The organism is Microbacterium plantarum, from assembly GCF_035231185.1.
GTDB lineage: Bacteria > Actinomycetota > Actinomycetes > Actinomycetales > Microbacteriaceae > Microbacterium > Microbacterium plantarum.
In genome coordinates this window covers 2188777-2213442 of sequence record NZ_CP141117.1, presented here as the reverse complement: position 1 = coordinate 2213442, position 24666 = coordinate 2188777, and the positions used below count along the sequence as shown (strand labels likewise).

Annotated in this window: 23 protein-coding genes and 1 tRNA gene; 14 read left to right on the top strand and 10 right to left on the bottom strand. The window is 70.0% G+C overall.

Translation table 11 applies throughout. The annotated features are described in order from the left end of the window. Position 1 precedes the first annotated feature (1 nt). Both acs and VC184_RS10710 read right to left on the bottom strand, forming a co-directional pair. The gene (gene acs / locus VC184_RS10715) at positions 2 to 1966 is read right to left on the bottom strand and encodes an acetate--CoA ligase (protein WP_323986117.1); all 1965 of its coding nucleotides are present in this window, start codon (positions 1964 to 1966) and stop codon (positions 2 to 4) included. A gap of 288 nt (positions 1967 to 2254) precedes the next feature. Then, positions 2255 to 3526: an MFS transporter gene (locus VC184_RS10710; protein WP_323986115.1), complete on the bottom strand. Its 1272-nt coding sequence runs from the start codon at positions 3524 to 3526 to the stop codon at positions 2255 to 2257. A gap of 106 nt (positions 3527 to 3632) precedes the next feature. Between VC184_RS10710 and VC184_RS10705 the strand changes: the two genes are divergently transcribed. From VC184_RS10705 to VC184_RS10665, 9 genes are all read left to right on the top strand, one after another. After that, positions 3633 to 4649 (top strand): TadA family conjugal transfer-associated ATPase, encoded by a 1017-nt coding sequence (locus VC184_RS10705; protein WP_323986114.1) that lies wholly within the window; start codon positions 3633 to 3635, stop codon positions 4647 to 4649. Further along, positions 4646 to 5545 carry a type II secretion system F family protein gene (locus VC184_RS10700; RefSeq protein WP_323986113.1) on the top strand — a complete coding sequence of 300 codons (900 nt, stop codon included), beginning with the start codon at positions 4646 to 4648 and terminating at the stop codon, positions 5543 to 5545. Before VC184_RS10705 ends, VC184_RS10700 begins: the two co-directional genes overlap by 4 nt. 96 nt (positions 5546 to 5641) lie before the next feature. Beyond that, a complete protein-coding gene (locus tag VC184_RS10695) occupies positions 5642 to 5842 on the top strand; it encodes a DUF4244 domain-containing protein (RefSeq protein ID WP_323986112.1) in 201 nt (66 codons plus the stop codon). Then, positions 5839 to 6177 (top strand): TadE family type IV pilus minor pilin, encoded by a 339-nt coding sequence (locus VC184_RS10690; RefSeq protein ID WP_274178735.1) that lies wholly within the window; start codon positions 5839 to 5841, stop codon positions 6175 to 6177. Before VC184_RS10695 ends, VC184_RS10690 begins: the two co-directional genes overlap by 4 nt. Beyond that, complete coding sequence (locus VC184_RS10685; RefSeq protein ID WP_274178734.1) at positions 6177 to 6494, top strand: helicase; 318 nt, start codon at positions 6177 to 6179, stop codon at positions 6492 to 6494. Before VC184_RS10690 ends, VC184_RS10685 begins: the two co-directional genes overlap by 1 nt. Before the next feature lie 351 nt (positions 6495 to 6845). Further along, positions 6846 to 9551 (top strand): type I DNA topoisomerase, encoded by a 2706-nt coding sequence (topA, locus tag VC184_RS10680; RefSeq protein WP_282501277.1) that lies wholly within the window; start codon positions 6846 to 6848, stop codon positions 9549 to 9551. Then, positions 9548 to 10186, top strand: a complete 639-nt coding sequence (gene tmk, locus VC184_RS10675; protein ID WP_323986111.1) for a dTMP kinase — start codon at positions 9548 to 9550, stop codon at positions 10184 to 10186. The genes topA and tmk overlap by 4 nt, the downstream gene beginning before the upstream one ends. A 75-nt stretch (positions 10187 to 10261) precedes the next feature. Next, the gene (locus tag VC184_RS10670; RefSeq protein ID WP_323986109.1) at positions 10262 to 11416 is read left to right on the top strand and encodes a DNA polymerase III subunit delta'; all 1155 of its coding nucleotides are present in this window, start codon (positions 10262 to 10264) and stop codon (positions 11414 to 11416) included. Next, complete coding sequence (locus tag VC184_RS10665; RefSeq protein ID WP_323986107.1) at positions 11413 to 12966, top strand: alpha/beta hydrolase; 1554 nt, start codon at positions 11413 to 11415, stop codon at positions 12964 to 12966. The genes VC184_RS10670 and VC184_RS10665 overlap by 4 nt, the downstream gene beginning before the upstream one ends. Before the next feature lie 108 nt (positions 12967 to 13074). Here the strand turns inward: VC184_RS10665 and VC184_RS10660 are convergent, their stop codons facing one another. The 5 genes from VC184_RS10660 to VC184_RS10640 form a co-directional block, all read right to left on the bottom strand. Beyond that, positions 13075 to 13611, bottom strand: coding sequence for a hypothetical protein (locus VC184_RS10660; protein WP_323986106.1), 537 nt, complete (start codon positions 13609 to 13611; stop codon positions 13075 to 13077). A 135-nt stretch (positions 13612 to 13746) separates the two neighbouring features. After that, entirely contained in the window at positions 13747 to 13881 is a 135-nt protein-coding gene (locus tag VC184_RS10655; RefSeq protein WP_323986105.1) for a nucleotidyltransferase domain-containing protein, read from the bottom strand. A gap of 119 nt (positions 13882 to 14000) precedes the next feature. After that, positions 14001 to 14660: a methionine ABC transporter permease gene (locus VC184_RS10650; protein WP_181574219.1), complete on the bottom strand. Its 660-nt coding sequence runs from the start codon at positions 14658 to 14660 to the stop codon at positions 14001 to 14003. Beyond that, a complete protein-coding gene (locus VC184_RS10645) occupies positions 14653 to 15690 on the bottom strand; it encodes a methionine ABC transporter ATP-binding protein (protein ID WP_323986104.1) in 1038 nt (345 codons plus the stop codon). Before VC184_RS10645 ends, VC184_RS10650 begins: the two co-directional genes overlap by 8 nt. Before the next feature lie 68 nt (positions 15691 to 15758). Continuing rightward, positions 15759 to 16655 carry a MetQ/NlpA family ABC transporter substrate-binding protein gene (locus VC184_RS10640; protein WP_282501271.1) on the bottom strand — a complete coding sequence of 299 codons (897 nt, stop codon included), beginning with the start codon at positions 16653 to 16655 and terminating at the stop codon, positions 15759 to 15761. Positions 16656 to 16885: 230 nt separating this feature from the next. Between VC184_RS10640 and VC184_RS10635 the strand changes: the two genes are divergently transcribed. Then, positions 16886 to 16961 (top strand) — tRNA-Thr (locus VC184_RS10635). 68 nt (positions 16962 to 17029) lie between these two features. On the opposite strand, the gene VC184_RS10630 is transcribed toward VC184_RS10635, so the two are convergent. Together VC184_RS10630 and VC184_RS10625 are read right to left on the bottom strand one after the other, a co-directional pair. Continuing rightward, positions 17030 to 18157 carry a Gfo/Idh/MocA family protein gene (locus VC184_RS10630; RefSeq protein WP_323986103.1) on the bottom strand — a complete coding sequence of 376 codons (1128 nt, stop codon included), beginning with the start codon at positions 18155 to 18157 and terminating at the stop codon, positions 17030 to 17032. Then, the gene (locus tag VC184_RS10625) at positions 18154 to 18918 is read right to left on the bottom strand and encodes a sugar phosphate isomerase/epimerase family protein (RefSeq protein WP_404568857.1); all 765 of its coding nucleotides are present in this window, start codon (positions 18916 to 18918) and stop codon (positions 18154 to 18156) included. Before VC184_RS10625 ends, VC184_RS10630 begins: the two co-directional genes overlap by 4 nt. A 188-nt stretch (positions 18919 to 19106) precedes the next feature. Between VC184_RS10625 and VC184_RS10620 the strand changes: the two genes are divergently transcribed. From VC184_RS10620 to VC184_RS10605, 4 genes are all read left to right on the top strand, one after another. Further along, on the top strand, positions 19107 to 19685 hold the full coding sequence (locus tag VC184_RS10620) for a TetR/AcrR family transcriptional regulator (RefSeq protein ID WP_112617561.1): 579 nt from the start codon (positions 19107 to 19109) through the stop codon (positions 19683 to 19685). 69 nt (positions 19686 to 19754) lie between these two features. Next, the gene (locus VC184_RS10615; RefSeq protein WP_323986102.1) at positions 19755 to 20150 is read left to right on the top strand and encodes a hypothetical protein; all 396 of its coding nucleotides are present in this window, start codon (positions 19755 to 19757) and stop codon (positions 20148 to 20150) included. A 61-nt stretch (positions 20151 to 20211) separates the two neighbouring features. Then, entirely contained in the window at positions 20212 to 22416 is a 2205-nt protein-coding gene (locus VC184_RS10610) for an MMPL family transporter (RefSeq protein WP_323986101.1), read from the top strand. Continuing rightward, positions 22413 to 22997, top strand: coding sequence for an isochorismatase family protein (locus tag VC184_RS10605; protein WP_274178723.1), 585 nt, complete (start codon positions 22413 to 22415; stop codon positions 22995 to 22997). The genes VC184_RS10610 and VC184_RS10605 overlap by 4 nt, the downstream gene beginning before the upstream one ends. Before the next feature lie 4 nt (positions 22998 to 23001). Here the strand turns inward: VC184_RS10605 and VC184_RS10600 are convergent, their stop codons facing one another. After that, positions 23002 to 24624 (bottom strand): serine/threonine-protein kinase, encoded by a 1623-nt coding sequence (locus VC184_RS10600; RefSeq protein ID WP_323986100.1) that lies wholly within the window; start codon positions 24622 to 24624, stop codon positions 23002 to 23004. Positions 24625 to 24666: the final 42 nt, after the last annotated feature.

Sequence of the window (24666 nt, the reverse complement as noted above, 5' to 3'; positions counted from 1 at the left end):
GCTACTTCAGCTGTGCGCTGATGACCGACATCACCGCGGTGTCGGCGAGTGTCGTGGTGTCGCCGACCTCCCGGCCCTCGGCGACATCCCGCAGCAATCGTCGCATGATCTTGCCCGAGCGGGTCTTCGGCAGCTCGCCCACGATGTAGACGTCGCGCGGCCGTGCGATGGGTCCGATCTGCTCGCCGACCCATTGCCGGAGCGACGTCGCGAGACCGTCGGGGGAGTGGGCGTCGAGGTAGCTCTGCTTGATGATCACGAACGCGACGACGGCCTGGCCCGTGGTCTCGTCGGAGGCTCCGACGACGGCCGCCTCGGCGGTCGATTCGTGCGCGACGAGCGCGGATTCGATCTCGGTCGTCGACAGGCGGTGGCCCGAGACGTTCATGACATCGTCGACGCGGCCCATGAGCCAGATGTCGCCGTCGTCGTCGAGCCGGGCGCCGTCGCCGGCGAAGTAGTAGCCCTGCTTCTGGAACTTCTCCCAGTAGGTCTCGACGAAGCGGTCGGGGTCGCCCCAGATGCCGCGCAGCATGCTCGGCCAGGGCTCGGTGATGACGAGCAGCCCGCCGTTGCCCTCGCCCACGCGGTTGCCCTCCTCGTCGACCACATCGATCGAGATGCCGGGGAGAGCGACCTGCGCCGATCCGGGCTTGGTCTCGGTAACCCCCGGCAGCGCGGAGATCATGATCGCGCCGGTCTCGGTCTGCCACCACGTGTCGACGATGGGCGCCTTCTTGCCGCCGATGACCTTGCGGTACCACATCCACGCCTCGGGGTTGATGGGCTCGCCCACCGAGCCGAGGAGGCGGATGCTCGACAGGTCGTACTGCGCCGGAACCTGACGGCCGACCTTCATGAAGGACCGGATCGCGGTGGGGGCGGTGTAGTAGATCGTCACGCCGTACTTCTGGATGATCTCCCACGAGCGGCCCGAGTGGGGCGTGTCGGGGGTTCCCTCATAGAGCACCTGTGTCGCGCCGTTGGCGAGCGGTCCGTACGTGACGTAGCTGTGGCCGGTGACCCACCCGATGTCGGCGGTGCACCAGTAGACGTCCGTCTCGGCGTGCAGGTCGTGCACGACGCGGTTGGTGAACGCGGCCTGCGTGAGGTAGCCGCCGGAGGTGTGCAGGATGCCCTTCGGCTTTCCCGTCGTGCCCGAGGTGTACAGGATGAACAGCGGGTTCTCTGCGGGGAACGCCTGCGCCTCGTGATCGGGGGATGCCGCGGGCACGACGTCGTGCCACCACAGGTCGCGCTCGGCGTTCCACTCGATGTCGTTGCCGCCGCGCCGTACGACGATGACGTGCTCGACGGTGAGCTGCGGGCCGGTACCCCGGTCGGCCAGCGCCTGGTCGACGGCGGGCTTGAGCGGCGAGACCTTGCCCTTGCGATAGCCGCCGTCGGCGGTGATCACGAGCTTGGCTCCGGCGTCGTCGATGCGGGTCCGCAGGCTGTCGGCGGAGAACCCGCCGAAGACGACGGAGTGCACGGCGCCGACGCGGGCGACGGCGAGCATCGCGGCGACGGCCTCGGGGATCATCGGCATGTAGATCGCGACGCGGTCGCCCTGCTCGATCCCGAGCTCGGTCAGGACGTTGGCGAGGCGCTTGACCTCATCGGTGAGCTCGCCGTAGGTCACAGCGCGGTCATCGCCCGGCTCGCCCTCCCACAGCAGCGCCACACGGTCGCCGAGGCCGGCCTCGACGTGACGGTCGAGGCAGTTGTACGCGACGTTCAGCTCACCGTCGGCGAACCACTCGGCGAACGGGGGATTCGACCAGTCGAGTACCTGCGTGAAGGGCTTGTGCCAGTGCAGCTCCCGGGCCTGGTCTGCCCAGAAGCCCTCGCGGTCGGCTGCCGCGCGCTCGTAGAGCTCGGCGGTGCCGACGGCGGATGCGGCGAACTCCGGCGACGGCGCGAACCGCCGGGTCTCGGTCAGCAGGTGGTCGATCTGGCTGCTCATACGGCACGCTCCTTCGCGGTCGATGGCGCCCGCGCGCGGGCGGCGTGCGGTCAATCTAGACCGCGGCGAGATCAGGAGACTACCGCCGATAGTGGGTGGTCATGCCGAGGGTGGTGTGGGCGCGCGGTGATTGGGTAGCAGCCGGTTCGACAGCGTAAGCTGATCCGTGGCTGCGACATCGTTCGCGCCCGTGGCGGCCCGACCTACCCCCCAAGCGGCGGGACGTTGCGTGGGCGGCACCCCTATCCCCCAATGTGGGGTGCCGTCCTTCTTCTTTTCTCCCGGGTTTCACGCGGCGAGGTGGTGCTTCCACTCGTCCGGCAGCGCACGGTGGGGCCGCAGCGGCGAGAGAGCGAACGCGGCCGCTGCGAGTGTCAGCAGCAGAGGCGACAGCAACAGGGCGACACCGTTCGATGCCGCGCTGCCGACGATGCCCGCGACGAGTGCCCCGAGGGGCATGGCGCCCTGCGTGACGAATCGGTTCGCGGCGGTGGCTCGTCCCATCAGCTGCGGCGGAGTCACCTCGGCGCGCAGGCCAGCGGAGCTGATCATCGTCGTCACGACGATCAGGCCGAAGGCGAAGCTCGACCCCGCGACGAACACGACCGAGGGAAGCGGCACCACGTACGCCGACGGCAGGATCAGTGCGGCCACGGGAAGCAGGCAGTATCCGGTGAGCATCGTTCGGATGGGACCCAGGCGGGTGCGGATCCGCATGGCGACGAACGACCCGATGATGGCCCCGGTCGCCCCGATGCCGCTCGCGAGCGCGTAGCCGCTCGCGGTCATCCCGAGGTCGTCCAGCGCGACGAGAACGATCAGCGTTGCGAAGACGCCGGCGCCGGCGTTGATGAGGGCATTCGTGACGAGCATGGTCCGGAGAACGGGATGCCGCCGGGCGAACGCGATCCCCTCGACGAGCGACGCCCAGAACGGGGGAGGGGCGACACCCTTCTCGCGAGGCTCCGGTGCGCGGATGAGCGAGGCCGCGACGGCGGCCAGGATGCCGGTGACCGACGTGATGACGTAGAGGAGCGGTGCGGCCAGGCGTGTGAGCACGGCTGCTGCCAGCGCGGGGCCGACGACCTGCATCGAGGTGTCGGTCGACTGGATTCGAGCCGTTGCCTCGGATACCCGCGACGGCCCGACGATGGCCGGGGTGAACGCCGTCTGCGCCGTGTCGGAGAATACCGACGTCACGCTGATGATCGCGGCGACCACCATGAGCTGCCACACCGAGAGCCAGCCGGCGATGTACGCGACCGCGACGCTCGCCGCAGCGACAGCACGGATGAGCTCGGTGCACACGAGGACGGGCCTCTTAGGCCACCGATCGACCCAGACGCCGGCCGGGAGACCGATCACGAGATAGGCGCTCAGGCCGAGCGCGGAGATGACACCGACCTGCCACGCCTCGGCTCCGAGGACGGCCACCGCCGTCACCGACAGGGCGAGTGTCGTGAACTGGCGCCCGGCCTCCTGGAGGGCGTTCGACGCCCACAACCATCGGAAGCCCCTGTTGCGGTGAACCGCACCGGACGACTCGTCCTGAACCACCATGCCAGTGTCTCGTTCCGGTTCCTCCCCAACGGGGATAAGACACGGCTTGTGCCACGAATGGCGGCGGCCCGCGAATGAGGGCGGGGGCGCTTTCTAGTGTCGGGGCATGGCATCAGCATTCGTCGTCGTTCCGCGCCCGGGCTCCGCTGCGGCCTCACGCGGCGAACCGGCGTCGGTGCCGGGACCGCGGCGACAGCTCGCCGATGATGCGGCGCTCGACCCGCTGCGCGAGTACCTGCTCGATCCCGATGTGACGGACGTCTTCGTCAACGGGGAACGCGGCGTCTTCATCGACCGCGGTCGGGGCGCCGAGGCCGTCGAGGGGTGGTGTCCGAATGAGGCGGAGGTGCGCGCTCTCGCCGTCGCGTTGATCGCCCTCGGCGGGCGTCATCTCGACGACGCTACGCCCTGTGCCGACGTGCGCTGGGCCGGCGGCATCCGGGTGCACGCCGTGCTTTCGCCGGTGGCCTGCGAGGGGTCGGTGATCTCGATCCGGCTCCCCGCGGTCGAGCAACTGAGTCTCGCCGATCTCGAGCAGCGAGGCATGTTCGACACCGCGGTCGCCGCGGACCTTCGTCGGCTCGTCGAGGAGCGGACCAACCTCCTCGTCACAGGGGCGACGGGCGCCGGCAAGACGACGCTCCTCGCAGCGCTGCTCTCGGCCGCGAGCCCGACCGACCGGATCGTCACGATCGAGGATGTCGCCGAGCTTCGGCTCGATCACCCGCACCATGTGAGGCTCGAGGCGCGCCAGCCCAATCTCGAAGGCGCCGGAGCTGTGCCGCTCGCTCGGCTGGTCCGGGAGGCGCTGCGCATGCGGCCCGATCGGCTCGTGGTGGGCGAGTGCCGCGGCGAAGAGGTCCGCGAGTTGCTGACCGCCCTCAACACGGGGCACCAGGGCGGAGCAGGGACGGTGCACGCGAGCGGTCTGGCTGAGGTCCCGGCCCGGCTCGAGGCGCTCGGTGCGCTGGCGGGCCTCGACGATCACGGCGTCGCCCGCCAGGTGGTGAGCGCGATCGGCGCGGTCGTCCACGTAGGAAACGTCGACGGTGTGCGACGGGTCATGGGGATCGCCCGCCCGGTCCTCCGGGACGGGCGCCTCGGGATCGAGGAACAGGCATGACGCGGACTTGGCGCTGGCGCCGTTCCGCGGCTGAGTCGGATGCTGCAGCGGCGGATGTCGCACCCGTCCTGCATCGTCTCGCCGTGCTCCTCGAAGCAGGCATCGCACCCGACCGGGCCTGGGAGCACCTCGCCGCCTCGGGTGACTCGTCACCTCGGCGCGTGCACGAACAACGACGAGCGGGCCGACCGCTCGCCGACGCCATCGCTGCCGAGGAGGGCGCCTGGCGCGAGGTCGCCGAAGCCTGGCAGGTCGCGACGACGGTGGGCGCCCCGCTCGCGCGCACGCTGCGCGGGATGGCCGAGGCGCTCCGCGACGCCGAGGCAGCTCGTGACGACATCCGCGTCGCGCTCGCCGAGCCGACGGCCACGGCGCGCCTGGTCGGGTGGCTGCCGCTCGCCGCCGTCGCGCTGGCACTGCTGCTCGGTTTCGATGTGCTCGCCACGCTGCAGCACCCTGTGGGCGCAGCGTGCCTCGTCGTCGGGGCGCTGCTGATGGTGGGCGCGCACGTGTGGACACGTCGTCTCGTAGCTCGCGCCCGGCCGGGCGGTGGTATCCCGGGCATGTCGGCGGAACTCCTCGCGATCGCGCTGTCGAGCGGCGTATCGATCGGCCGTGCGGAGGAGGTACTGGCATCCGTCGACGTCTCGCCGGCGGATGCCGACCGAGACGTCCTCGATCTCTCGACCTCGGCAGGCGTGCCGGCGGTGGACCTTCTGCGCGCCACCGCGGAGCTCGAGCGCCACCGCGCCCGCATCGAGGGGCGGATGCGGGCGGCGCAGCTGACATCACGGCTGCTGCTGCCGCTCGGGGTCTGCACCCTGCCCGCGTTCCTCCTGATCGGCGTCGCGCCGATGCTCCTCAGCGCGATGACGAGCACCTCGGTGACGCTGTGACGTCGCTACCCCCGCGCGAGCGCGCTCACGTCCGACCAGACCCAGACCGTGCCCACCGTGCCCGATCCGAACACTCAACGACAGAACGGAGCGAACATGAACCGATCCCTTCCTCGATTGACGCGAGCGCGCGCTGCGAGGCTCTTCACCGACGAGTCCGGCGCCGCGACGGCGGAGTACGCCATCGCGACGATGGCCGCCGTCGCCTTCGCGGGCCTGCTGGTGATGATCATGCGCAGCGACGAGGTGCGCGGCATCCTCACCGATCTCGTGCGGCGGGCGTTGACCGTCGAATGAGGTTACGCCGAGACGAGCGCGGCTCGGTGGCCGCCGAGTTCGCGGTCGTCGTTCCGGCGGCGATGCTCCTGGTGCTGCTCGCCGTCGCCGCGTTGGCGGCGGCGGGCACGCAGATCCGGCTCGAGCATGCGGCTGCTCAGGCCGCGCGGCTCGTCGCGCGGGGCGAGGATCCCGGGCGGGCGGCGGCGGTGGTGCAGGCCGCGGCAGGGGGTGCCGTGCTCGACGTGCGATCCGAGGCGGACCTCACGTGCGCGATCGTGACGGCCGATCATGCGATCCCGCTGCCGCTGCCGTCACTGCGCGCGGAGAGCTGCGCGCTCTCCGGAGGGCTCTGATGGCGGGCGTCGCGACGGCCATCGGCGTTCTGGCAGTGACGGCGACGGTCGCGGCGGGCTGCGCCCTGGCGGGAGTCGCGGCGATCCAGTCGGCGCGGGTGTCTGCCGTCGCCGACACGGCGGCGCTCGCGGCGGCCGATGCCGCGCTCGGGTTCGTCGGGGGAGTGCCGTGCGAGCGAGCCGGGCACGTCGTCGCACGGTCGGGGCTCGCGCTCACCGCGTGCGAGGTGGACGGCGTGGTCGCCACCGTCGCGGTCGGGTCGTCGGCCGGCGTATTCGCCGTTCAGGCGCGCGCCCGGGCCGGCCCGCCGGAGTGACTCATTCGATGTCTCGACCGCGGTCGTGAACCCGCCGCCCAGGGGAGCGGCCCGGTCGCCTCAGCCACCGGGCCTGGCCGAGTGGGACTGATCAGGAACCGCCGGCTTGCTGCGATCGTAGGAGGCGCCCGGCATCCCGCGCGTGCCGGTCATCCGCAATGCGTGATTCCCGGCTGAACCCCGTCGCATCGTGCCGTCGCAGACGGGCCTGTGAAGGGTGTATTCCGCGTGCCCGCGCGCGCCCGCGCGGCTCGTGAGTCCTGGCATGCCGACGGGAGGATATGGCGCGCCGTTCCCAGCATCCTCCACCGTGTGGCGCGTGTATGGTGTGCGCTGGAGAAAGGAAGACTCGTGGCAGGCGGCAAGAAACTCGTCATCGTCGAGTCCCCGACCAAGATGAAGTCGATCCAGGGCTACCTGGGCGACGAGTACGAAGTGCTCAGCTCGGTCGGGCACATCCGGGACCTCGCTAAGAAAGAGGACATCCCGGCCGACAAGAAGCAGGCGTACGGCAAGTACTCCATCGACGTCGAGAACGGCTTCGATGCGTATTACGTGGTCAGCGATCGCAAGACCAAGACCGTTGCCGAGCTCAAGCGCGCCCTGAAGGACGCCGACGAGGTCCTGCTCGCCACCGATGAAGACCGCGAGGGCGAGGCGATCGCCTGGCACCTGCTCGAGGTGCTCAAGCCCAAGGTCCCCGTCAAGCGCATGGTCTTCCACGAGATCACCAAGGACGCGATCCGCGCGGCCGCCGACAACACCCGCGAGCTCGACCTCGCACTGGTCAACGCGCAGGAGACCCGCCGCGTCCTCGACCGCCTGTACGGGTGGGACGTCTCGCCCGTGCTCTGGCGCAAGATCGGTTCCGGCCGCGACGGCCAGGCGCTGAGCGCCGGCCGCGTGCAGTCCGCCGCCACTCGCATGGTGGTCGAGCGCGAGCGCGAGCGGATGTCGTTCGTCTCGGCGTCGTATTGGGACATCGAGGCCCACGCGGCGAAGGACGGCGGCTCGTTCTCGACCCGTCTGGCACGTCTCGACGGCGCCCCGCTGGCCCGCGGCACCGACTTCGATGACACCGGTTCGCTCAAGAAGGCGGTCGTCGTCCTCAGCGAGAAGGATGCCCGCGAACTCGCCGCAGCGATCGAGAAGGCCGCCACCGCCGCCGTCACCGCGGTCGAGGCCAAGCCCGGAACCCGCAGCCCCAAGCCGCCCTTCACGACCTCCACGATGCAGCAGGAGGCCGGCCGCAAGCTCTCGATGAGCGCCAAGCACGCGATGAGCGTCGCCCAGCGTCTCTACGAGAAGGGCTACATCACCTATATGCGTACCGACTCGACCGCGCTCTCGGCGCAGGCCGTGACGGCCGCGCGCACGCAGGCGGTCGCGCTGTACGGTGACCGTGCGGTTCCCGCGAGCCCGCGCTCGTACCGCAACAACGCCAAGAACGCCCAGGAGGCGCACGAGGCGATCCGCCCGTCGGGCGAGGAGTTCCGCACGCCTGCATCCGTCGCGTCCGGTCTCGACCGCGACGAGCAGCGCCTGTACGACCTCATCTGGAAGCGCACCGTCGCCAGCCAGATGTCCGACGCGAAGTACGAGACCACGACCGTCACGCTCGAGGTCGACGCAGCCGGCAAGCGGGCCGCTTTCACGGCATCCGGCACCGTCTACACCTTCAAGGGCTTCCTCGAGGCGTACGAAGAGGGCAACGACGAGAAGCGCGGCGACAACGACCGCTCCGCCGACCAGTCGCTGCCGGCCGTCGCCGTGGGCGACGAGCTCGCGCTGTCGGATGTCGAGCCCAAGGGGCACGCGACGAGCCCCAAGCCCCGCTACACCGAGGCGAGCCTCGTCAAGGCGCTCGAGGAGAAGGGCATCGGCCGTCCGTCGACCTTCGCGAGCATCATCGACGTCATCCTCGAGCGCGGCTACGTCACCAAGCGTGGCCAGGCGCTCGTCCCCAGCTGGCTCTCGTTCAGCGTCGTGCGGCTGCTCGAGCAGCACTTCTCCGACCTCGTCGACTACGACTTCACGGCCGCGCTCGAGGACGACCTCGACGCCATCGCCCGGGGTGAGCAGGCGCGCGAGGCGTGGCTGAAGGAGTTCTACTTCGGCTCGGACAACCACGTGGGCCTGCGCAACATCGTCGAGAACCTCGGTGACATCGACGCCCGCGAGCTCAACGCGACGCCCATCGGCGACGTGGCGACTCTGCGGTTCGGCAAGTACGGGCCGTACCTCGACGTCCCCGTCGGCGAGGGCGAGACGCGCATCGTCAACGTTCCGGACGATCTCGCGCCCGACGAGCTGACGCCCGAGAAGGCGCAGGAACTCATCGACGCTCCCGTCGCCGGTGACCGCGTCCTCGGTGAGAACCCCGAGAACGGCAAGCTCATCGTCGTCAAGGACGGACGCTTCGGCCCCTACGTGCAGGAGCTCGAGCCCGAGCCCGAGGAGACCGTCGACGAGGCGACCGGTGAGGTCGCCCCCGCCAAGAAGAAGACGACGAAGAAGAAGGAAGCGGCCCCCAAGCCGCGGACCGCGTCGCTCTTCAAGTCGATGAGCGTCGACACGGTCGACCTCGAACAGGCGCTCAAGCTGCTGTCGCTTCCTCGCGTCGTGGGCGTCGACCCCGAGTCGGGCAACGAGATCACCGCGCAGAACGGCCGCTACGGTCCGTACCTGAAGAAGGGCACCGACTCGCGCACGCTCGCGAGCGAGCAGCAGTTGTTCGACATCACGCTCGAGGAAGCCCTCGCCGTCTACGCGCAGCCCAAGTACGGCGCTCGCGCGGCGTCCAGTGCGCTCAAGGAGTTCGAAGCCGACCCCACCAGCGGCAAGCCGATCAAGCTCAAGGACGGCCGCTTCGGTCCCTACGTCACCGACGGCGAGACCAACGCGACGATCCCGCGCGGTGAGAACGCCGAAGAGGTCACGTTCGAACGCGCCGTTCAGCTGCTCGCCGACAAGCGCGCTAAGGGACCGGCGCCCAAGCGCAAGGCGGCGGCGCGCAAGACCACGACGACGCGCAAGCCCGCGGCAAAGAAGAAGTGACCGGCTCCGCCGACCGCGGACTCTGGATCACCCTCGAGGGCGGCGACGGGTCGGGGAAGACCACCCAGGCGACCGCTCTCGAGGCCTGGCTCCGCGAGAGCGGACGCGAGGTCGTTCGCACGCGCGAGCCGGGCGGCAGCGACGTGGGCGTGCTCATCCGCGACATTGTCCTGCACCACCGGGGAGACATCGCTCCGCGCGCCGAAGCCCTGCTGTACGCCGCCGACCGCGCTCACCACGTCGCGACCGTGGTCCGTCCGGCCCTCGTACGCGGCGCCGTCGTCGTGCAGGATCGGTACCTCGATTCGTCCGTGGCCTACCAAGGGGCCGGGCGGGTCCTGGATGCCGGTGAGGTGCGCGACCTCTCGCTGTGGGCCACCGACGGCGCGCTGCCCGACATCACGGTGCTGCTCGACCTCGACCCCGCCGCCGCCCGAGCACGTCTCGACGCCGACGACAAACCGTTCGACCGGCTCGAGGCCGAGAAGGCCGATTTCCACGAGCGTGTGCGCACCGCCTTCCTCGGGCTCGCCGCCGCGGAACCCGAGCGGTTCCTCGTGCTCGACGCATCCCGTCCGCCGGTCGACCTGTCCGTCGAGATCCGCGCACGCGTCGAACGTTCGCTGCGCGGCTGAGTCGGCGCGGGCGGCGGACTGTGGCCCGCGCGGCGCGGGGTAACCGAGGTCGGGGGCTCCCCGTAGGCTGGACCCATGACCGCCTCCGCTCCGCTCGCGCCGCCGTGGGGCGAGGTCTGGGGTCAGGACTCGGCCGTCGCGGCGCTGCAGGCCGCGGCATCCGACCCCGCGCAGCTCGCGCACGCCTGGCTCATCACGGGACCGCCCGGCTCGGGGCGTTCGACGCTCGCGCACGCGTTCGCGGCAGCGCTGATCGCCGAGCCGGGGGATGAGGGCGCGATGCGGCAGGTCCTCGCGGGCACGCATCCCGATCTCACGGCCCTCCGCACGGAGGGCGTGGTCATCTCCATCCGTGACGCCCGAGCGCTCGTCGAACGGTCGTACTTCTCGCCGTCTCTCGGTCGCTACCGCGTCATCGTCGTCGAAGACGCCGACCGGATGGTCGAGCGGACGAGCAACGTTCTGCTCAAGGCTCTCGAAGAGCCGCCAGAGCAGACGGTCTGGGTGCTGTGCGCGCCGAGTGATGCCGATCTGCTGCCGACGATCCGCTCGCGCGTGCGGACACTGCGACTGCGTGAGCCCGACGTGGTGGATGTCGCACGGCTCATCTCCGCGCGCACGGGCGTCGACGAAGCGGTGGCCGAGCAGTCCGCTCGTCTCGCCCAGCGCCACATCGGTATGGCTCAGCGCCTCGCGACGGATGCCGCCTCTCGGGAGCGCCGCGATGCGACGCTGCGCGCGGTACTGGCGGTGCGCGGGGTGTCCGACGCCGTCGAGACGGCCGGTCGCATCGTGAGCGCCGCGACGGAAGATGCCAAGGCTCTGACGGCCGAACGCGACGAGTCCGAGCGCGAGGCGCTCCGGCGTACGCTCGGGGTCGCTCCGGGTGCACCCGTGCCGCCCGCCGTGCGCGGTCAGCTCAGCGCGCTCGAGGACGAGCAGAAGCGTCGGGCGACGCGCAGCCTGCGCGACGGCATCGATAGGGTCCTCACCGATCTCGAATCGATGTACCGCGACACGCTGATGCTGCAGTTCGGCCGGGAGGGCGACCTCATCAATCGCGAGCTGACGAGCGAGCTCGCCGCTCTCGCGTCGGCATGGACTCCCGACCGCACGCTCGTCGTGCTCGATCGCATCTCGGCCACCCGGAGCGCCCTCGAAGGCAACGCGGCCCCCCTGCTCGCCCTCGAGAGCATGCTCATCACCGTCGCCAGCGGAAGGACACCGTGAAAGCTCCCCGTCGTCTGGTCACCGTCATCGCGATCGCCGCGGCCACGGTGACGGTCCTCACCGGATGCGTCTTCAAGGGAAGCTCCGATCAGGCCTCGCCCGCGCCGAGCCGCACACCTGTCACCGAGGGCGTCTCAGCGGATCTGATGCCGTTCTACGGGCAGGAACTCGAATGGGAGTCCTGCGTGGGCGCCGACTCGGGTTCATACGATTGCACGACGGTGCGCGCGCCGCGTGACTGGAACGATCCGTCCGCGGGCGAGATCGAGCTCGCGGTCGTGCGGCGGGCGGCGGGATCGGGCGAAGCGCTCGGGTCGCTGCTGGTCAATCCCGGCGGTCCCGGCGCGAGCGGGTACGACCTGATCGCCGACAGCGCCCAGTTCGCGGTCGGGTCAGTGCTGGCCGACGCCTACGACGTCATCGGGTTCGACCCGCGCGGCGTGGGCCGCTCGAGCGCCGTCGCGTGCTTCGACGCCGCGGGCACCGACGCCTACTTCTTCGACATCCCGGCCGCCCCTCGCGGTACGCCCGAGTGGGAAGCGGAGTTGACCGCCCGCAACGAGCAGTTCGCCGCCGCCTGCGACGAGAACAGCGGCGGCATCCTGCCCTTCATCACGACCGAGTTCGCCGCGCGCGACATGGATCTGCTGCGTGCGGTGCTCGGCGACGAGAAGCTCAACTACCTCGGGTACTCGTACGGAACCTTCCTCGGGGCGACCTACGCCAAGCTCTACCCCGAGAACGTCGGGCGTCTCGTGCTCGACGGTGCGATCGACCCGAGCGTGTCGTCTCTCGATGTCAGCGCCACCCAGGCGGTCGGCTTCGAGTCGGCGCTGCGCGCGTTCATGGCGGCCTGCATCGAGGAAGAGGACTGCCCCTTCCGAGGGAGCGTCGATGACGCGATGACCGACCTCGGGACGCTGCTTGCGAGCGTGGACGCCTCGCCCCTGCCGGCATCCGACGGTCGCCGGCTCGGCGCCGACTCGCTCATGACCGCGATCATCGCCGCGCTGTACTCGCAGGACAACTGGCCGATCCTGCGGCAGGCTCTCTCGCAGACGCTGGCGGGCGACCCGCAGACGGCGTTCCTGCTCGCCGACTTCTACTACGCGCGCACGCCCGATGGGCAGTACTCGGACAACTCGTCCGAGGCGTTCCGCGCGTACAACTGCATGGACTACCCGGTCGAGAACGATCCCGAGGCCGAGGCCGCGTCGAAGGCGCGCCTCGCGGTGGAAGCGCCGACGGTCGCACCGTACTGGGAGGGCGTCGACGCCTGCGCAGTCTGGCCGTACCCGCCCACCGGTACCCGCGGCGAGATCACCGCCGACGGTGCCGCGCCGATCGTCGTCGTGGGCACGACCAACGATCCCGCCACTCCGTACGAGTGGTCGGAATCGCTCGCCGATCAGCTCGCCTCGGGCGTGCTCGTCACGCGAGAGGGCGAGGGGCACACCGGGTTCCAGAAGGGCAACTCGTGCGTCGACGACGCGGTCGAGGCCTTCTTCCTCGACGACACGGTGCCCGAGGACGGCCTCGTCTGCCGCTAGGTCTCTGCTCCCTCGGCATCCCCCCCAGCTCCCAGCTTGCCGCGCGAGGTCCCAGTTCGCCCGGGAACGGGGCCGCTGAAACCGGCCCACGTGGGACCTCGGCGGTGGTCAGGACGGGCGAGGCAGGGTCCGGAGCATCTCGACCGCTGCCCGCGCGCCCTCGGGTGAGGCGTTGAGCGCGCTGAGAGCAGCGGCGACCCGGATGTCGAAGTCGGCCGGGGCCGAGATCAGACGAGAGACTCCCGGGACGATGCCCTTCTCGTTGATCGCCCAGGCTCTGGCGTCGGCGTGCCACGCGTACCCGAGCCGCACGGCCGCGTTGCTCAGGCAGAGACTGAGGTAGGCGGTGTCGCCGCGACCAGCGACCTTCGCTGCGGCGTCCACGAGGAAATCCACCTGCCACAGATCGTCGAGGAAGGCCTGCCGCAGCGGCTCGGGGTAGGGAATGAGGGCAGCGGAGCTATCGCGCAGGAAACCCGCGCCATCCACGAGCGGCTTCGCGAGCGCGACCTCGCCGGCGTATGCGACGTCCAGGAACCCGAATGGATGCCCCGGCTGTGCGTGGAAGGCGAACTCGCCGCGGCGAGCCCTCGCGACCTGAGCTCGAACGCGGTCGGCGTCGCGGATGATGACGTCGACGGGCATTCCCGCGATCGTCGCCCACGCGCCGCTGTCCACCCACGGGCCCCAGCTCCCGGACGGTCCGATTGTGACCGGTGTCGTCGCCCAGCGAGACACCGCCGCCGAGAGAGGATCGCGATCGATAGTTCGCCCGTCGACCTAGACGCCGAGATCGACGTCCGAGTCGGCGGCATGCGTGCCGCGCGCGCGGCTGCCGCCGAGCGCCACCGCGACCACGCCCGGCGTCGCTGCAAGATCACGGGCGATGCGAACCAGATCGGCATCCGAAAGCATGCCGCCAGGCTAGCCCCCGCCGCCGAGGTCCCACTTGGGCCGGGAATGATGCCGCCATACCCGGCCGAACTGGGACCTCGACGGGCGCGGACCCCGCCCAACGGGGACCTCGGCGGGTATCAGCGCCGAAGGATGCGGCGCGCGAGGGCGTTGCCGAGGAACTGTACGCCCTGCACGAGCAGGATGATGATGATCACGGCCGCCCAGGTCACCCACGGGTTGAACTGACGGAAGCCGTTCACCAGCGCGAACTGACCGAGGCCACCCGCCGCGATCGCGCCGGCGACCGCGGTCATGTCGACGAGCGCGACCACGATGAAGGTGTAGCCGAGCACGAGCGGTCCGAGCGACTCGCGGGGGACCAGCCGGAACAGGATGCGCGAGCGGCTCGCACCGGCGGCGCGGGCAGCCTCGATCACCCCAGGGCGCACCGTCAGCAGGTTCTGCTCGACGATGCGTCCGATGGCGAACATCGACGCGATCGAGATCGCGAAGACGGCGAACTCGATGCCGATGCCGCGGATGCTGAACGCGCGGGCGAGCGGCTGAACCGCGGCCATGAAGATGATGAACGGGATCGGCCGGAACGTGTTGACGATCACATTGACGATGCCGAACACGACGCGGTTGGGGAACAGGCTGCCGGCCCGGGTCGCGTACAGTGCGAGGCCGATAAGGAAGCCCGCGATACCGCCGAACACGAGGCTCAGCGTGATCATGTAGAGCGTCTCGGCCGTCGCCGGCCAGAGGTCGGGGAGCAGGTCGATGAGCCTATCCACGGGAGTCCTCCTCGATGAGCGGTGCGTGGGCGGATGCCGCCGCCACGGCACGGTCGACGGCGTCCTTTTCTCCCGACAGAGCGAGGGTCAGATGGCCGAAGACGCGACCGCGGATGTCGTTGATGCCGCCGTGGATGAGCTCGAACCGTACGCCGTGCGACGACAGCGCCGCGAACACGTCCGCCTGCGGCGACTCGCCCTCGCGGATCGTGAACGTGACGATGCGGCCGGGATGCCGGGCGCGAAGTGCCGCGAGCTTGTCGCCCGTGGGCGCCTCATCGATGATGCTCGCCACGAAGCGGCGCGTGGCCTCGTGCGACGGTGCCGAGAGAACGTCGAACACGTCGCCGCTCTCGATGACGCGTCCGTGCTCCATCACGACGACGCGGTCGGCGATCGCGCGGACGACTTCCATCTCGTGGGTGATGACGAGGATCGTCACGCCGAGCTCGGTGTTGATGCGCTTCAGGAGGGCGAGCACCTCCTGGGTCGTGTCGGGGTCGAGAGCGCTCGTCGCCTCGTCGGCCAGCAGGATGCGGGGGCTCGTGGCCAGCGCCCGCGCGATGCCGACGCGCTGCCGCTGCCCGCCCGAGAGCTGTTCGGGGTAGTTCTTGGCCTTGCCCGAGAGCCCGACGAACTCCAGCAGTTCGGCCACGCGTTGTTTGACCTCGGCACGCGAGCGTCCGGCGACCTCGAGCGGGTACGCCACGTTGCCCGCGACAGTTCGCGAGTCGAACAGGTTGAACTGCTGGAAGATCATGCCGATGTCACCGCGCAGGGTGCGCAGCTCGCGCTCGCGGAGTCCCGTGATGTCGCGGCCGTCGATCTCGACGCTGCCGCTCGTCGGCGTCTCGAGGGCGTTGACCAGGCGCAGCACCGTGCTCTTTCCCGCGCCGGAGTACCCGACGATGCCGCACACGGTTCCGGCCTCGATCTCAAGGTCGACGTCATCGACCGCGACGACGGGCTCGCCGCCCTTGGTGGACGGTGGGAAGCGTTTGGTCACGCCGGACAGGCGGATGAGGGTCATGCGGGGCTCCTCGAACGGGACATGCGTGTGCGGCCCGTCCGGGGGAGCGGGCCGCACACGCGGGGATGTCACTGGTTGGCGCGGATGTCGTCCTCGACCTGCTTCAGGGCGGAAGCCAGCTCGTCCTTCGGCGTCTTCACGAGCACGGCCGAGCCGCCGGACGCCTCCTGCAGTCCGTCGGTGACCGCCTGGGTGTCCTGGAAGATCTCGACGAGCTTCTGGTAGGTCGGGTTGTCGGCGTCCTCGGCCTTCGCGGCGAAGATGTTGATGTACGGCTGCGCGCTCGGGTCGCTGGGGTCGTCGGTCGCGAGCGCGTCGTCGAACTTCAGGCCGGCATCCTCGACGAAGTCGTTGTTGATGATCGCGGCGGCGACATCGGGCAGCGACGTCGCGGTGAGGGCGGCGTCGAGCGCCTCGACCTTGACCTTCGAGCCGGGCTCGACGTCGGCGGTCGTCGAGAAGACCGACCCCCCGTCCTTGAGCTCGATGAGGCCTTGCGCCTGCAGCACGAGCAGCCCGCGGGCCTGGTTGCTCTCGTCGTTGGGGACGGCGACGGTGGCGCCTTCGGGGATGTCGTCGACCGAGTCGTACTGCGTCGAGTACAGGCCCAGCGGGTAGGTCGCGGTCGAGCCGACGGCCACGAGGTCGTCTCCCGCGTTCACGTTGTAGGTCGCGAGGTAGATGATGTGCTGGAACTGATTGAGGTCCAGCTCGTCGGCCGACAGCGCGGGGTTGGGCTGCGTGTACTCGGTGAAGTCGACGATGTCGACCTCGATGCCTTCCTCGGCCGCGGCCTCCTTGTAGGTCTCCCAGTAGGGGTCGCCCGCGCCCACGACGCCGATGCGCACCGGGCCGTCCTGCGCGGCGTCACCGGCGTCGCCGGCGCTGGCGTTCGACGCGCACGCGCCGAGCAGGAGGGTCAGGGGGAGGGCCAGGGCGGCCGCGGTCAGAAGTCGCTTGGACATGAGTGGTGCTCCTCGGATCGGGCACCGCGGGGCGGTGACCCGCCCGTGCGCGACCGGGGTCGCGCTCGCCTCATCGCGGTGCCCTCCGACGGTAAGCGCCACGGGTGGACGGGGAGTAATCGTCGCGTAACACGGCGTCTCCCGATATAAGGGCGTCGGCCGCGCCCCCGGTTCGCGACGGGGTCGGAGACCATGTAACATTGCTGATCGTGCATCGCACAGCGACGCGCGCCGCCTTAGCTCAGACGGCAGAGCGATTCACTCGTAATGAATAGGTCAAGGGTTCGATTCCCTTAGGCGGCTCCACAACGAAAGGCCCGAACTCCGAAGAGTCCGGGCCTTTCGCGTTCCCGTTGGACGGGCCGCCGCGCGGCTTACAGCGTCGCGGCGAACGGGTCGAAGTCGACCGGCACGGTGGGCACGGGCGCCACGGTGCTCGCGACCTTCACGAACTCGCCCGAGGCGGCCGATTCCTGCGCCGAGAGCATGACGTCGAGCACGTGGTAGCCGAGCTCGCCGGTGGCGACATGCGGCCGGTCCTCCGCGATCGCGCGGACCATGTCGAGCAGGCCCAGGCCGCGGCCGGTGAGCTTGCCCTCCTGCTCGATCTCGATCCACTCCTGCTCGCCCCAGTTGCCGTCCGAGATCGACTTCCGCGCCTTGACGTAGGCGATGCGTCCTTCGAACTGGTTGGGGTCGGGGAGCACGATGGAGCCCTCGGTGCCGTGCACCTCGAACACGCCGTGGCGTTCGAGGGCCGAGTCGAAGCTCAGCAGGCTCGCCGCCTGCTGACCCGCCTCGAAGGCCGTGATGACCTGCATCGTGGTGGGCACCTCGACGGGGAAGACGGTGCCCGCGTTGGGCCCGGCCTGGATGGTTCGCTCCTCGAGCTTCTTACGCCCGACGGCGGCGACGCGGTCGACCGACCCGAAGAGGCTGACGAGACCACTGAAGTAGTACGGACCCATGTCGAGCAGCGGTCCGGCTCCCTGGGCGAAGAGGAACGCGGGGCTCGGGTGCCACAGGTCGGGGCCGACGGTCTGGAACGTCGTCGACGCGAACATGGGCTCGCCGACCACACCGCTCTGGATCGCGCGCTTCGCGGTCTGGAAGCCGGGGCCGAGGAGCGTGTCGGGGGCCGAACCGATGCGCAGGCCCGCGGCATCCGCCTGGCGCAGGAGCTCCGCCGTGCTCTCGCGGTCGAGGCCGAGCGGCTTCTCGGTCCAGACGTGCTTGCCCGCCGCGATCGCGCGCGAGGAGATCTCGACGTGGACGGCGGGGATCGTCAGGTTGACGACGACGTCGACATCGGGGTGCGCGAGGACATCGTCGGTCGTGCCCCATCCGGCGACGCCGTGCTTCTCGGCCTGAGCCTTGGCGCGGTCGACGTCGAGGTCGCCGAGGATGACGACGCGGACATCGGGAAACGAGCCGAGGTTCTCGAGGTAGGTGTCGCTGATGACACCGACGCCGACGAAACCGACTCCGACGGGCCCGGTCATGCGCTGACTCCGTTCTCACGCAGGAACGCCAGGCTGGCGGCGACGTCGGCGAAGACGTCGCCGGGTGCCTTGTCGTATTCGACGACGGCGTACTTCAGAGCGGTCGCCGCGCGCAGCGACTCGGCGAGGGGGACGTCGCCCGTGCCGGCGTGACGCTGATCGAGGCTGTCGGATCCGAACTCCGCGGCTCCTGGGGCCCAGGGGTTGGATGTCGGGACGACGCCGTCCTTGACGTGGACGGCGATGAGCCGGTCGCCGAGGCTCTTCACGAGGGCCGGGACGTCCTGGCCACCGGTGAGCGCCCAGAAGAGGTCGAGCTCGAGCGTGACGCGCTCGTCGAGGAGCGAGACGAAGCGCTCGTAGGCGCTCTGACCGTCGAAGGACGCGACGAACTCCTGCGCGTGGTTGTGGTAACCGACGCTCAGGCCGAAGCCGGCGGCGATCTCGGCCTGCGCGTTCAGGCGCTCCGCGATGTCGGCGACGCCGTCCTCGGTGAGCCACCGCTCGGGGGCGACGAACGGGTCGATGACCGTCTTCATGCCGATCGTTGCGGCGGCCTCGTAGACGACCTCGGGTGCGGGGGTGGGGATGGAGCCGTCCGGCGTCCAGAGCTCGTCGGTCAGCAGGGGAGCGTGACCGGTCGGCGAGGTGAGGCCGGCGGCATCCAGCGCCGCGCGGATCTCGGTCGGACGCGAGACGAAGTCGAACGCCTCGACGTGTGCGAATCCGATCTCGGCGAGCTTCGCCAGCGAGCCGGACATGTCGGCGGAGAACTCCTTCGCAAGCGAATAGAGCTGGACGGATGCCTGGACCTGAGTCACAGTCGACCTTCTTTCGTACGTCATCGTGCGGGGTGCCTGTGGTGGCACGACGTCACGCTAACACGTAATACATCCAGGTGGAGGTTTCTTGTTACAGTCGCGGTGTGAGCAACGACGATCGCGCGAAGATGGGGCGCCCCGGCGCGTACGCCAAGGGTGTGGCGCGACGTCAGGAGATCCTCGACCGCGCGATCGAGGTCTTCCAGGAGCGTGGGCTGCAGGGAACGTCGCTGCGGCGGATCGCCGAGGCCATCGGGGTCTCGCACGCCGCACTGCTGCACTACTTCGAGTCGCGCGAGCAGCTCCTCGTGGCCGTGTACGAGCACGCTGAGACGCAGCGCGGACAGCGCGGTCGGACTCCGCCCGAAACGGCGGTCGGGGTGATGACGCGCGCAGCCGTCGACAACCTCGAGGTTCCGGGCCTCGTCGAGCTCTACTCGATCCTCGTCGCCGGTGCGCTCGAGGCGGGGAGCGAGCACGGCAAGCGCTTCTTCACGGCCCGGTTCGAGCGCATTCGAGGCGAGCTGACCGAGCGGCTGCGGGCCGAGCAGCGTGCGGGAACCGTTCGTGACGACGTGCCGGCGGAACAACTGGCGGCTCTGCTCATCGCGGCATCCGACGGCTTGCAGATCCAGTGGCTCCTCGAGCCCTCGATCGAGCTCGAGCGCACGCTCGCCTCTCTCGCAGTGCTCCTGCGTCCGTCATGAATTCGCACCCGGCGTGAACCATACTGAGTGCATGGCCCGAGCGACCCGCTTCCCGAGCCGGCGGCGCGCGTGACGACGACTCTCGATGCGGTCCTCGAGATCCTCAGCTGGGCGGGCTTCGGCGGCGCTGTCACGTTCGGCATCGCGCTCCTCGTGCTGTGGGCGGCGGACGGGACGTGGCTTCCGGCCGACGCGCTCGTCGACCACGAGCCCGACGGCACGTGGGTGCGCTGGTTCGACGACGAGGGTGAGGCGAACAGCGCGCGGGTCGATGAGCATACGGCGGCGCTCCTCGCGGGCCGCGATCGCGCCGACATCTGGTATCGCCATGGGTGGCGGGGAAGGATGCGGCTGACCCGTCGGCCGCCGGTTCGCCGACTGCTCGTCGGCTTGTCATCCGGATTTCTCGCTGTGGGCGTCGTCGCGCTCGTCGCATCCTGGGTCGTCCTCTTCGTCCGCGGCTGAGCGGGGTCTCGAGTCGGCAGACGGACTGGCGTATCCGAATGTAGCTAGATAAGCTACCTACGTGAATAGCGAACGAAGTGTCCCACGCTGGCTGCGCATCGGCATTCCCGCCCTGCTCGTGCTCGTCTGGCTCGTGGGCGGCTCGGTGGGTGGACCCTACTTCGGGCGCGTCAGCGAGGTGGCCACGAACGACCAGTCCTCGTTCCTCCCCGCGAGCGCCGACGCGACGAAGGTCAGTGAGCGCCTGACCGACTTCACCGGCGGTGAGGAGATCCCGGCGGTCGTCGTCGCCGCGGCATCCGATCCGCTCGACGAGGCGCAGCTCGCAGCACTCGGCGAGCTCGGCACCGCCATCGGCGAGCTCGACGGTGTCGGCGAGGTGTCGCCGCCCATCCCGTCCGAGGACGGTCTGGCTGTCCAGGTCTTCGTGCCGATCGACGCCTCGGGGGAGGTACGCGACGTCGTCGAAGAGGTCCGGGTGCTCGTCCAGGAGGACCTGCCCGCGGGCGTCGAAGCGTGGGTCACGGGGCCCGCCGGGTTCACGGCGGATCTCGCCGAGGGCTTCCTCGGCATCGACGGACTGCTTCTGATCGTCGCGCTGGCCGCGGTGTTCATCATCCTGGTCGTCGTCTATCGCTCGCCGTTGCTGCCGATCCTCGTTCTGCTCACATCGGTCTTCGCGCTGTGCGTCGCCCTCCTGACGGTCTGGTGGCTCGCCAAGGCCGACATCGTCGTCCTCAACGGACAGGTGCAGGGCATCCTCTTCATCCTGGTGATCGGCGCGGCGACTGACTACGCCCTGCTCTACACGGCTCGTTACCGCGAGGCGATCGGGGCGGGCGCATCCCGCTGGGACGCGACGCTCCGCGCCTGGAAGGGCGCTGTCGAGCCGATCCTCGCCTCGGGCGGCACCGTGATCGCGGGCCTTCTCTGCCTGCTGCTCAGCGACCTGGCGAGCAACAAGGCGCTCGGTCCGATCGCCTCCATCGGCATCGCGTTCTCGATGCTCTCGGCGCTGACCTTCCTGCCGGCACTCCTGGCGCTGTTCGGGCGGGCCGCCTTCTGGCCCTTCATCCCCCGCACCGGCGCCATCGATCTTCCTGACGACCCGCGTGAGCCGGTTCGCGGACTCTGGCCGCGTCAGGCGCGTTTCGTCGCACGTCGTGCCCGGACGGTCTGGATCGCGAGTACCGTCGTGCTGCTCGTCGGCGCTGCAGGCGTGCTGCAGCTCAACGCAAACGGTGTGCCCTCGAGCGACCTCGTGCTCGGAGCCTCAGAAGCCCGCGACGGTCAGGCCGCTCTCGCCGAGCACTTCCCGGCGGGGTCGGGCAGCCCGGCGTCCGTCATCGTTCCGCAAGACCGTCTCGCCGACGCGCTCGCCGTGCTCGAGGAGAACCCCGGCATCTCATCGGTCGCCGCGGTCGCAGCGGATTCACCCACCGGACAGGTCTCGGTGGCTCTCGAGGGCGGCGAGCCGGTCTTCACCGCCGCCGGGCCCCCGGGGGCACCGGCCCCCGAGCCGACGGTGTCGGAGGGCGATGTCCTGCTGTCGGTGACGCTCGCCGATCCGGCGGACTCGCTCGAGGCCGAGCAGACGGTCCGCGATCTGCGAGCAACCTTCGCCGACGAGGCACCCGAGGTACTCGTGGGCGGGACCACAGCGACGAACGTCGACACCAACGACACCTCGATCCGCGACCGGACAGTCATCATCCCGGTCATCCTGGTCGTGATCCTGCTCATCCTGATGCTGCTGCTGCGCTCGATCCTCGCGCCGGTGCTGCTCATCCTGAGCACCATCCTGTCGTTCGGCACGGCGTTGGGAGTGAGCGCCCTCGTGTTCAACCACGTGTTCGACTTCCCCGGAGGCGATCCCGCGGTGCCGCTGTACGGCTTCGTGTTCCTGGTGGCGCTGGGGGTCGACTACAACATCTTCCTCATGTCGCGTGTTCGTGAGGAGACTCTCGAACACGGAACCCGTCGAGGCATCGCCCGGGGGCTCGTGGCGACCGGAGGTGTCATCACCTCGGCGGGGCTCGTGCTGGCGGCGACGTTCGCGGCTCTCGGCGTCATCCCGATCCTGTTCCTCGCGCAGATCGCCTTCATCGTGGCCTTCGGGGTGCTGCTTGACACCTTCGTCGTCCGCTCGCTCCTCGTCCCCGCACTCGCTCACGACATCGGCCCCGCCATCTGGTGGCCCTCGAAGCAGTGGCGACGCGAGCGGGACGTGCAGCGCGAGGACACGCGGCGTACCCTCGACGCATGACCCGTGCCCTGTTCATCGTCGATGTCCAGAACGACTTCACCGAAGGCGGAGCACTCGGTGTGACCGGGGGTGACGCGGTCGCCGCGGCGATCACGCGTCACCTCCGGGAGCACGCCGGCGATTACGAGATCATCGTCGCCTCGCGCGACTGGCATCACGGCGATCATGACAACGGCGGGCACTTCGCCGTCGACGAGCCCGACTACGTCGACACCTGGCCGGTGCACTGCGTCGCCGACACCGCGGGCGCGGAGTACGACCCCGAGCTCGACGTGTCCGCCGTGACCCATCACGTGAAGAAGGGGCAGGGCGTGCCCGCGTACTCGCTCTTCGAAGGGACGACCGAGGAGGGGCATGCCGTCGCCGACCTGCTGACGCAGAACGGGGTCGTCGACGTCGACATCGTCGGCATCGCAACCGACTACTGCGTGCGCGCATCGGCCCTCGACGCGATCGCGCACGGTCGTCGGGTACGCATCCTGACCGACCTCGTGGCGGGCGTCGCGGAAGAATCGAGCGCGGCCGCGCTCGCCGAGCTGGCCCACGCGGGCGCGGCGCTCGCCGCCAGCACGGACCGCTGAGAGCTCAGCCGCCCGGCTTCTCCGGCTTCCCCGGCTTCTGAGAGCCCGGACCGTTGGACGTCGGCCCCGCGCCGCTGTTCGCGCCGGGACCGTTACCGTTGCCGCTGTTCTCGCCCGGCGCTGATCCGTTGCTCCCCGCGGGAGGCGCGTCGCTGATGACCGTTTCGGTGGTCGGGGTGTCGGCTGGCACGATGTCGGCCGGCACAGTGTCGGTGGTTTGCGTCGGAGCGCCGGCCTGACCGGTGCCGGGGGCGACGACAGTCTGCGTCCCCGTCGTGACATCGTCCGCGGGCGTTTCTGGCTCCTCGCTCTCGCCTGCATCGCCGTCGACGCCCGAAACGGACGGGGACGGAGTCTCGACGACGGTCGGCACGGCGACATCCGTCACCGGAGAGGCCTGCGGCGGCATCAGCATGAGATGTGCGGCGACCACCACGCCAGCCGACGCTGCGGCGAGGGCGCCGACAGCCATCGCCGTCCGCTTTCGGTGACGCTGTCGGGCGGCGGTGACCCGTTCCGGTGCGGACGTTGCGGTCGCACTGAGGCTGGGCGAGAAGAACGTGGGTTCCGTGCCCGCTCCGCGTGCCGCGAGAGCCGCGGCTGCCGTCACGGGGGCGTCGAGGTTCGTCGGCGACGCGGTCCCGCGCGTCGAGGTGAGCGGCCACGCGGCGGTCGCGACGTCAGACTGAGCGGCGCGGCTCGCGGCGGGCACGAAGCCGGATCGCGTCGCTGCTGTGCTCGCCGGGAAGGCGACGGTGGCTTCTCCCGCGACGTCGGCCTGGGCGCGCGCCCCACTCAGCCGTGACATGACCTCGAGCGCGGTCGGGCGATCCTCGGGGCGGCGTGCTGTCATCGCGCACAGCAGGTCGCGCCAGTGATGATCGAGCCCCTGGGGCATGTCGGGATCGCGTGACAAGCGTGCCAGCAGCTGGCCGCGATTGCCGTCCGACCCGGAGAACGCGCGCTCGCCCGTGGCCGCCTCGAGCATCACGAGGCCGAGGGCGTAGATGTCCGACGGCGGGGCCGGGTCGGCCCCGTGCAGCAGCTCGGGAGCAATATAGGCGGCGGTGCCGATCAGCAGGCTCGGTGAGGTGACACGTTCGCTGTCCAGAAGGTGGGCGATGCCGAAGTCGGCGAGCTTGGCGCGCAGCGGAACCCCCGGGACCGCCGAGCGCGCGAGGAGGATGTTGGACGGCTTCACGTCGCGGTGCACGATTCCCGCGTCGTGGACGACGTGAAGCGCGTCCGCGAGCTGGCCGCCGAGCGCTGTGAGCTCGCCCTCGTCGAGCACACCTGTCGCGATCCGCTGCGCCAGCGTCGTCCCGACGACGTGCTCCATCACGAGGAAGCGCGGTTCGGCCGTCAGATGGGCGTCGAACAGCGTGACCAGTCCCGGGTGGTTCAGCGAGGCGAGCAGGCGCGTCTCGATCGCCGCACGATCGGACGCGGCACTGTCGGTCAGCTCGGGCCGCAGCACTTTGACAGCGACCGGGCGTCCGAGGGCCTCGTCGCGCGCGAGGAACACCCGCGCCATGCCGCCCGAGCCGATCGGCTCGACGACGCGATACCGGCCCGCCAGGAGGGCGCCCGGCAGCGCGACATCATCGTTCGCGACACCGTCGATCATCCCGCGTCCTCGTCCTCGGCCGTCCCCACCGCGAGCAACGGT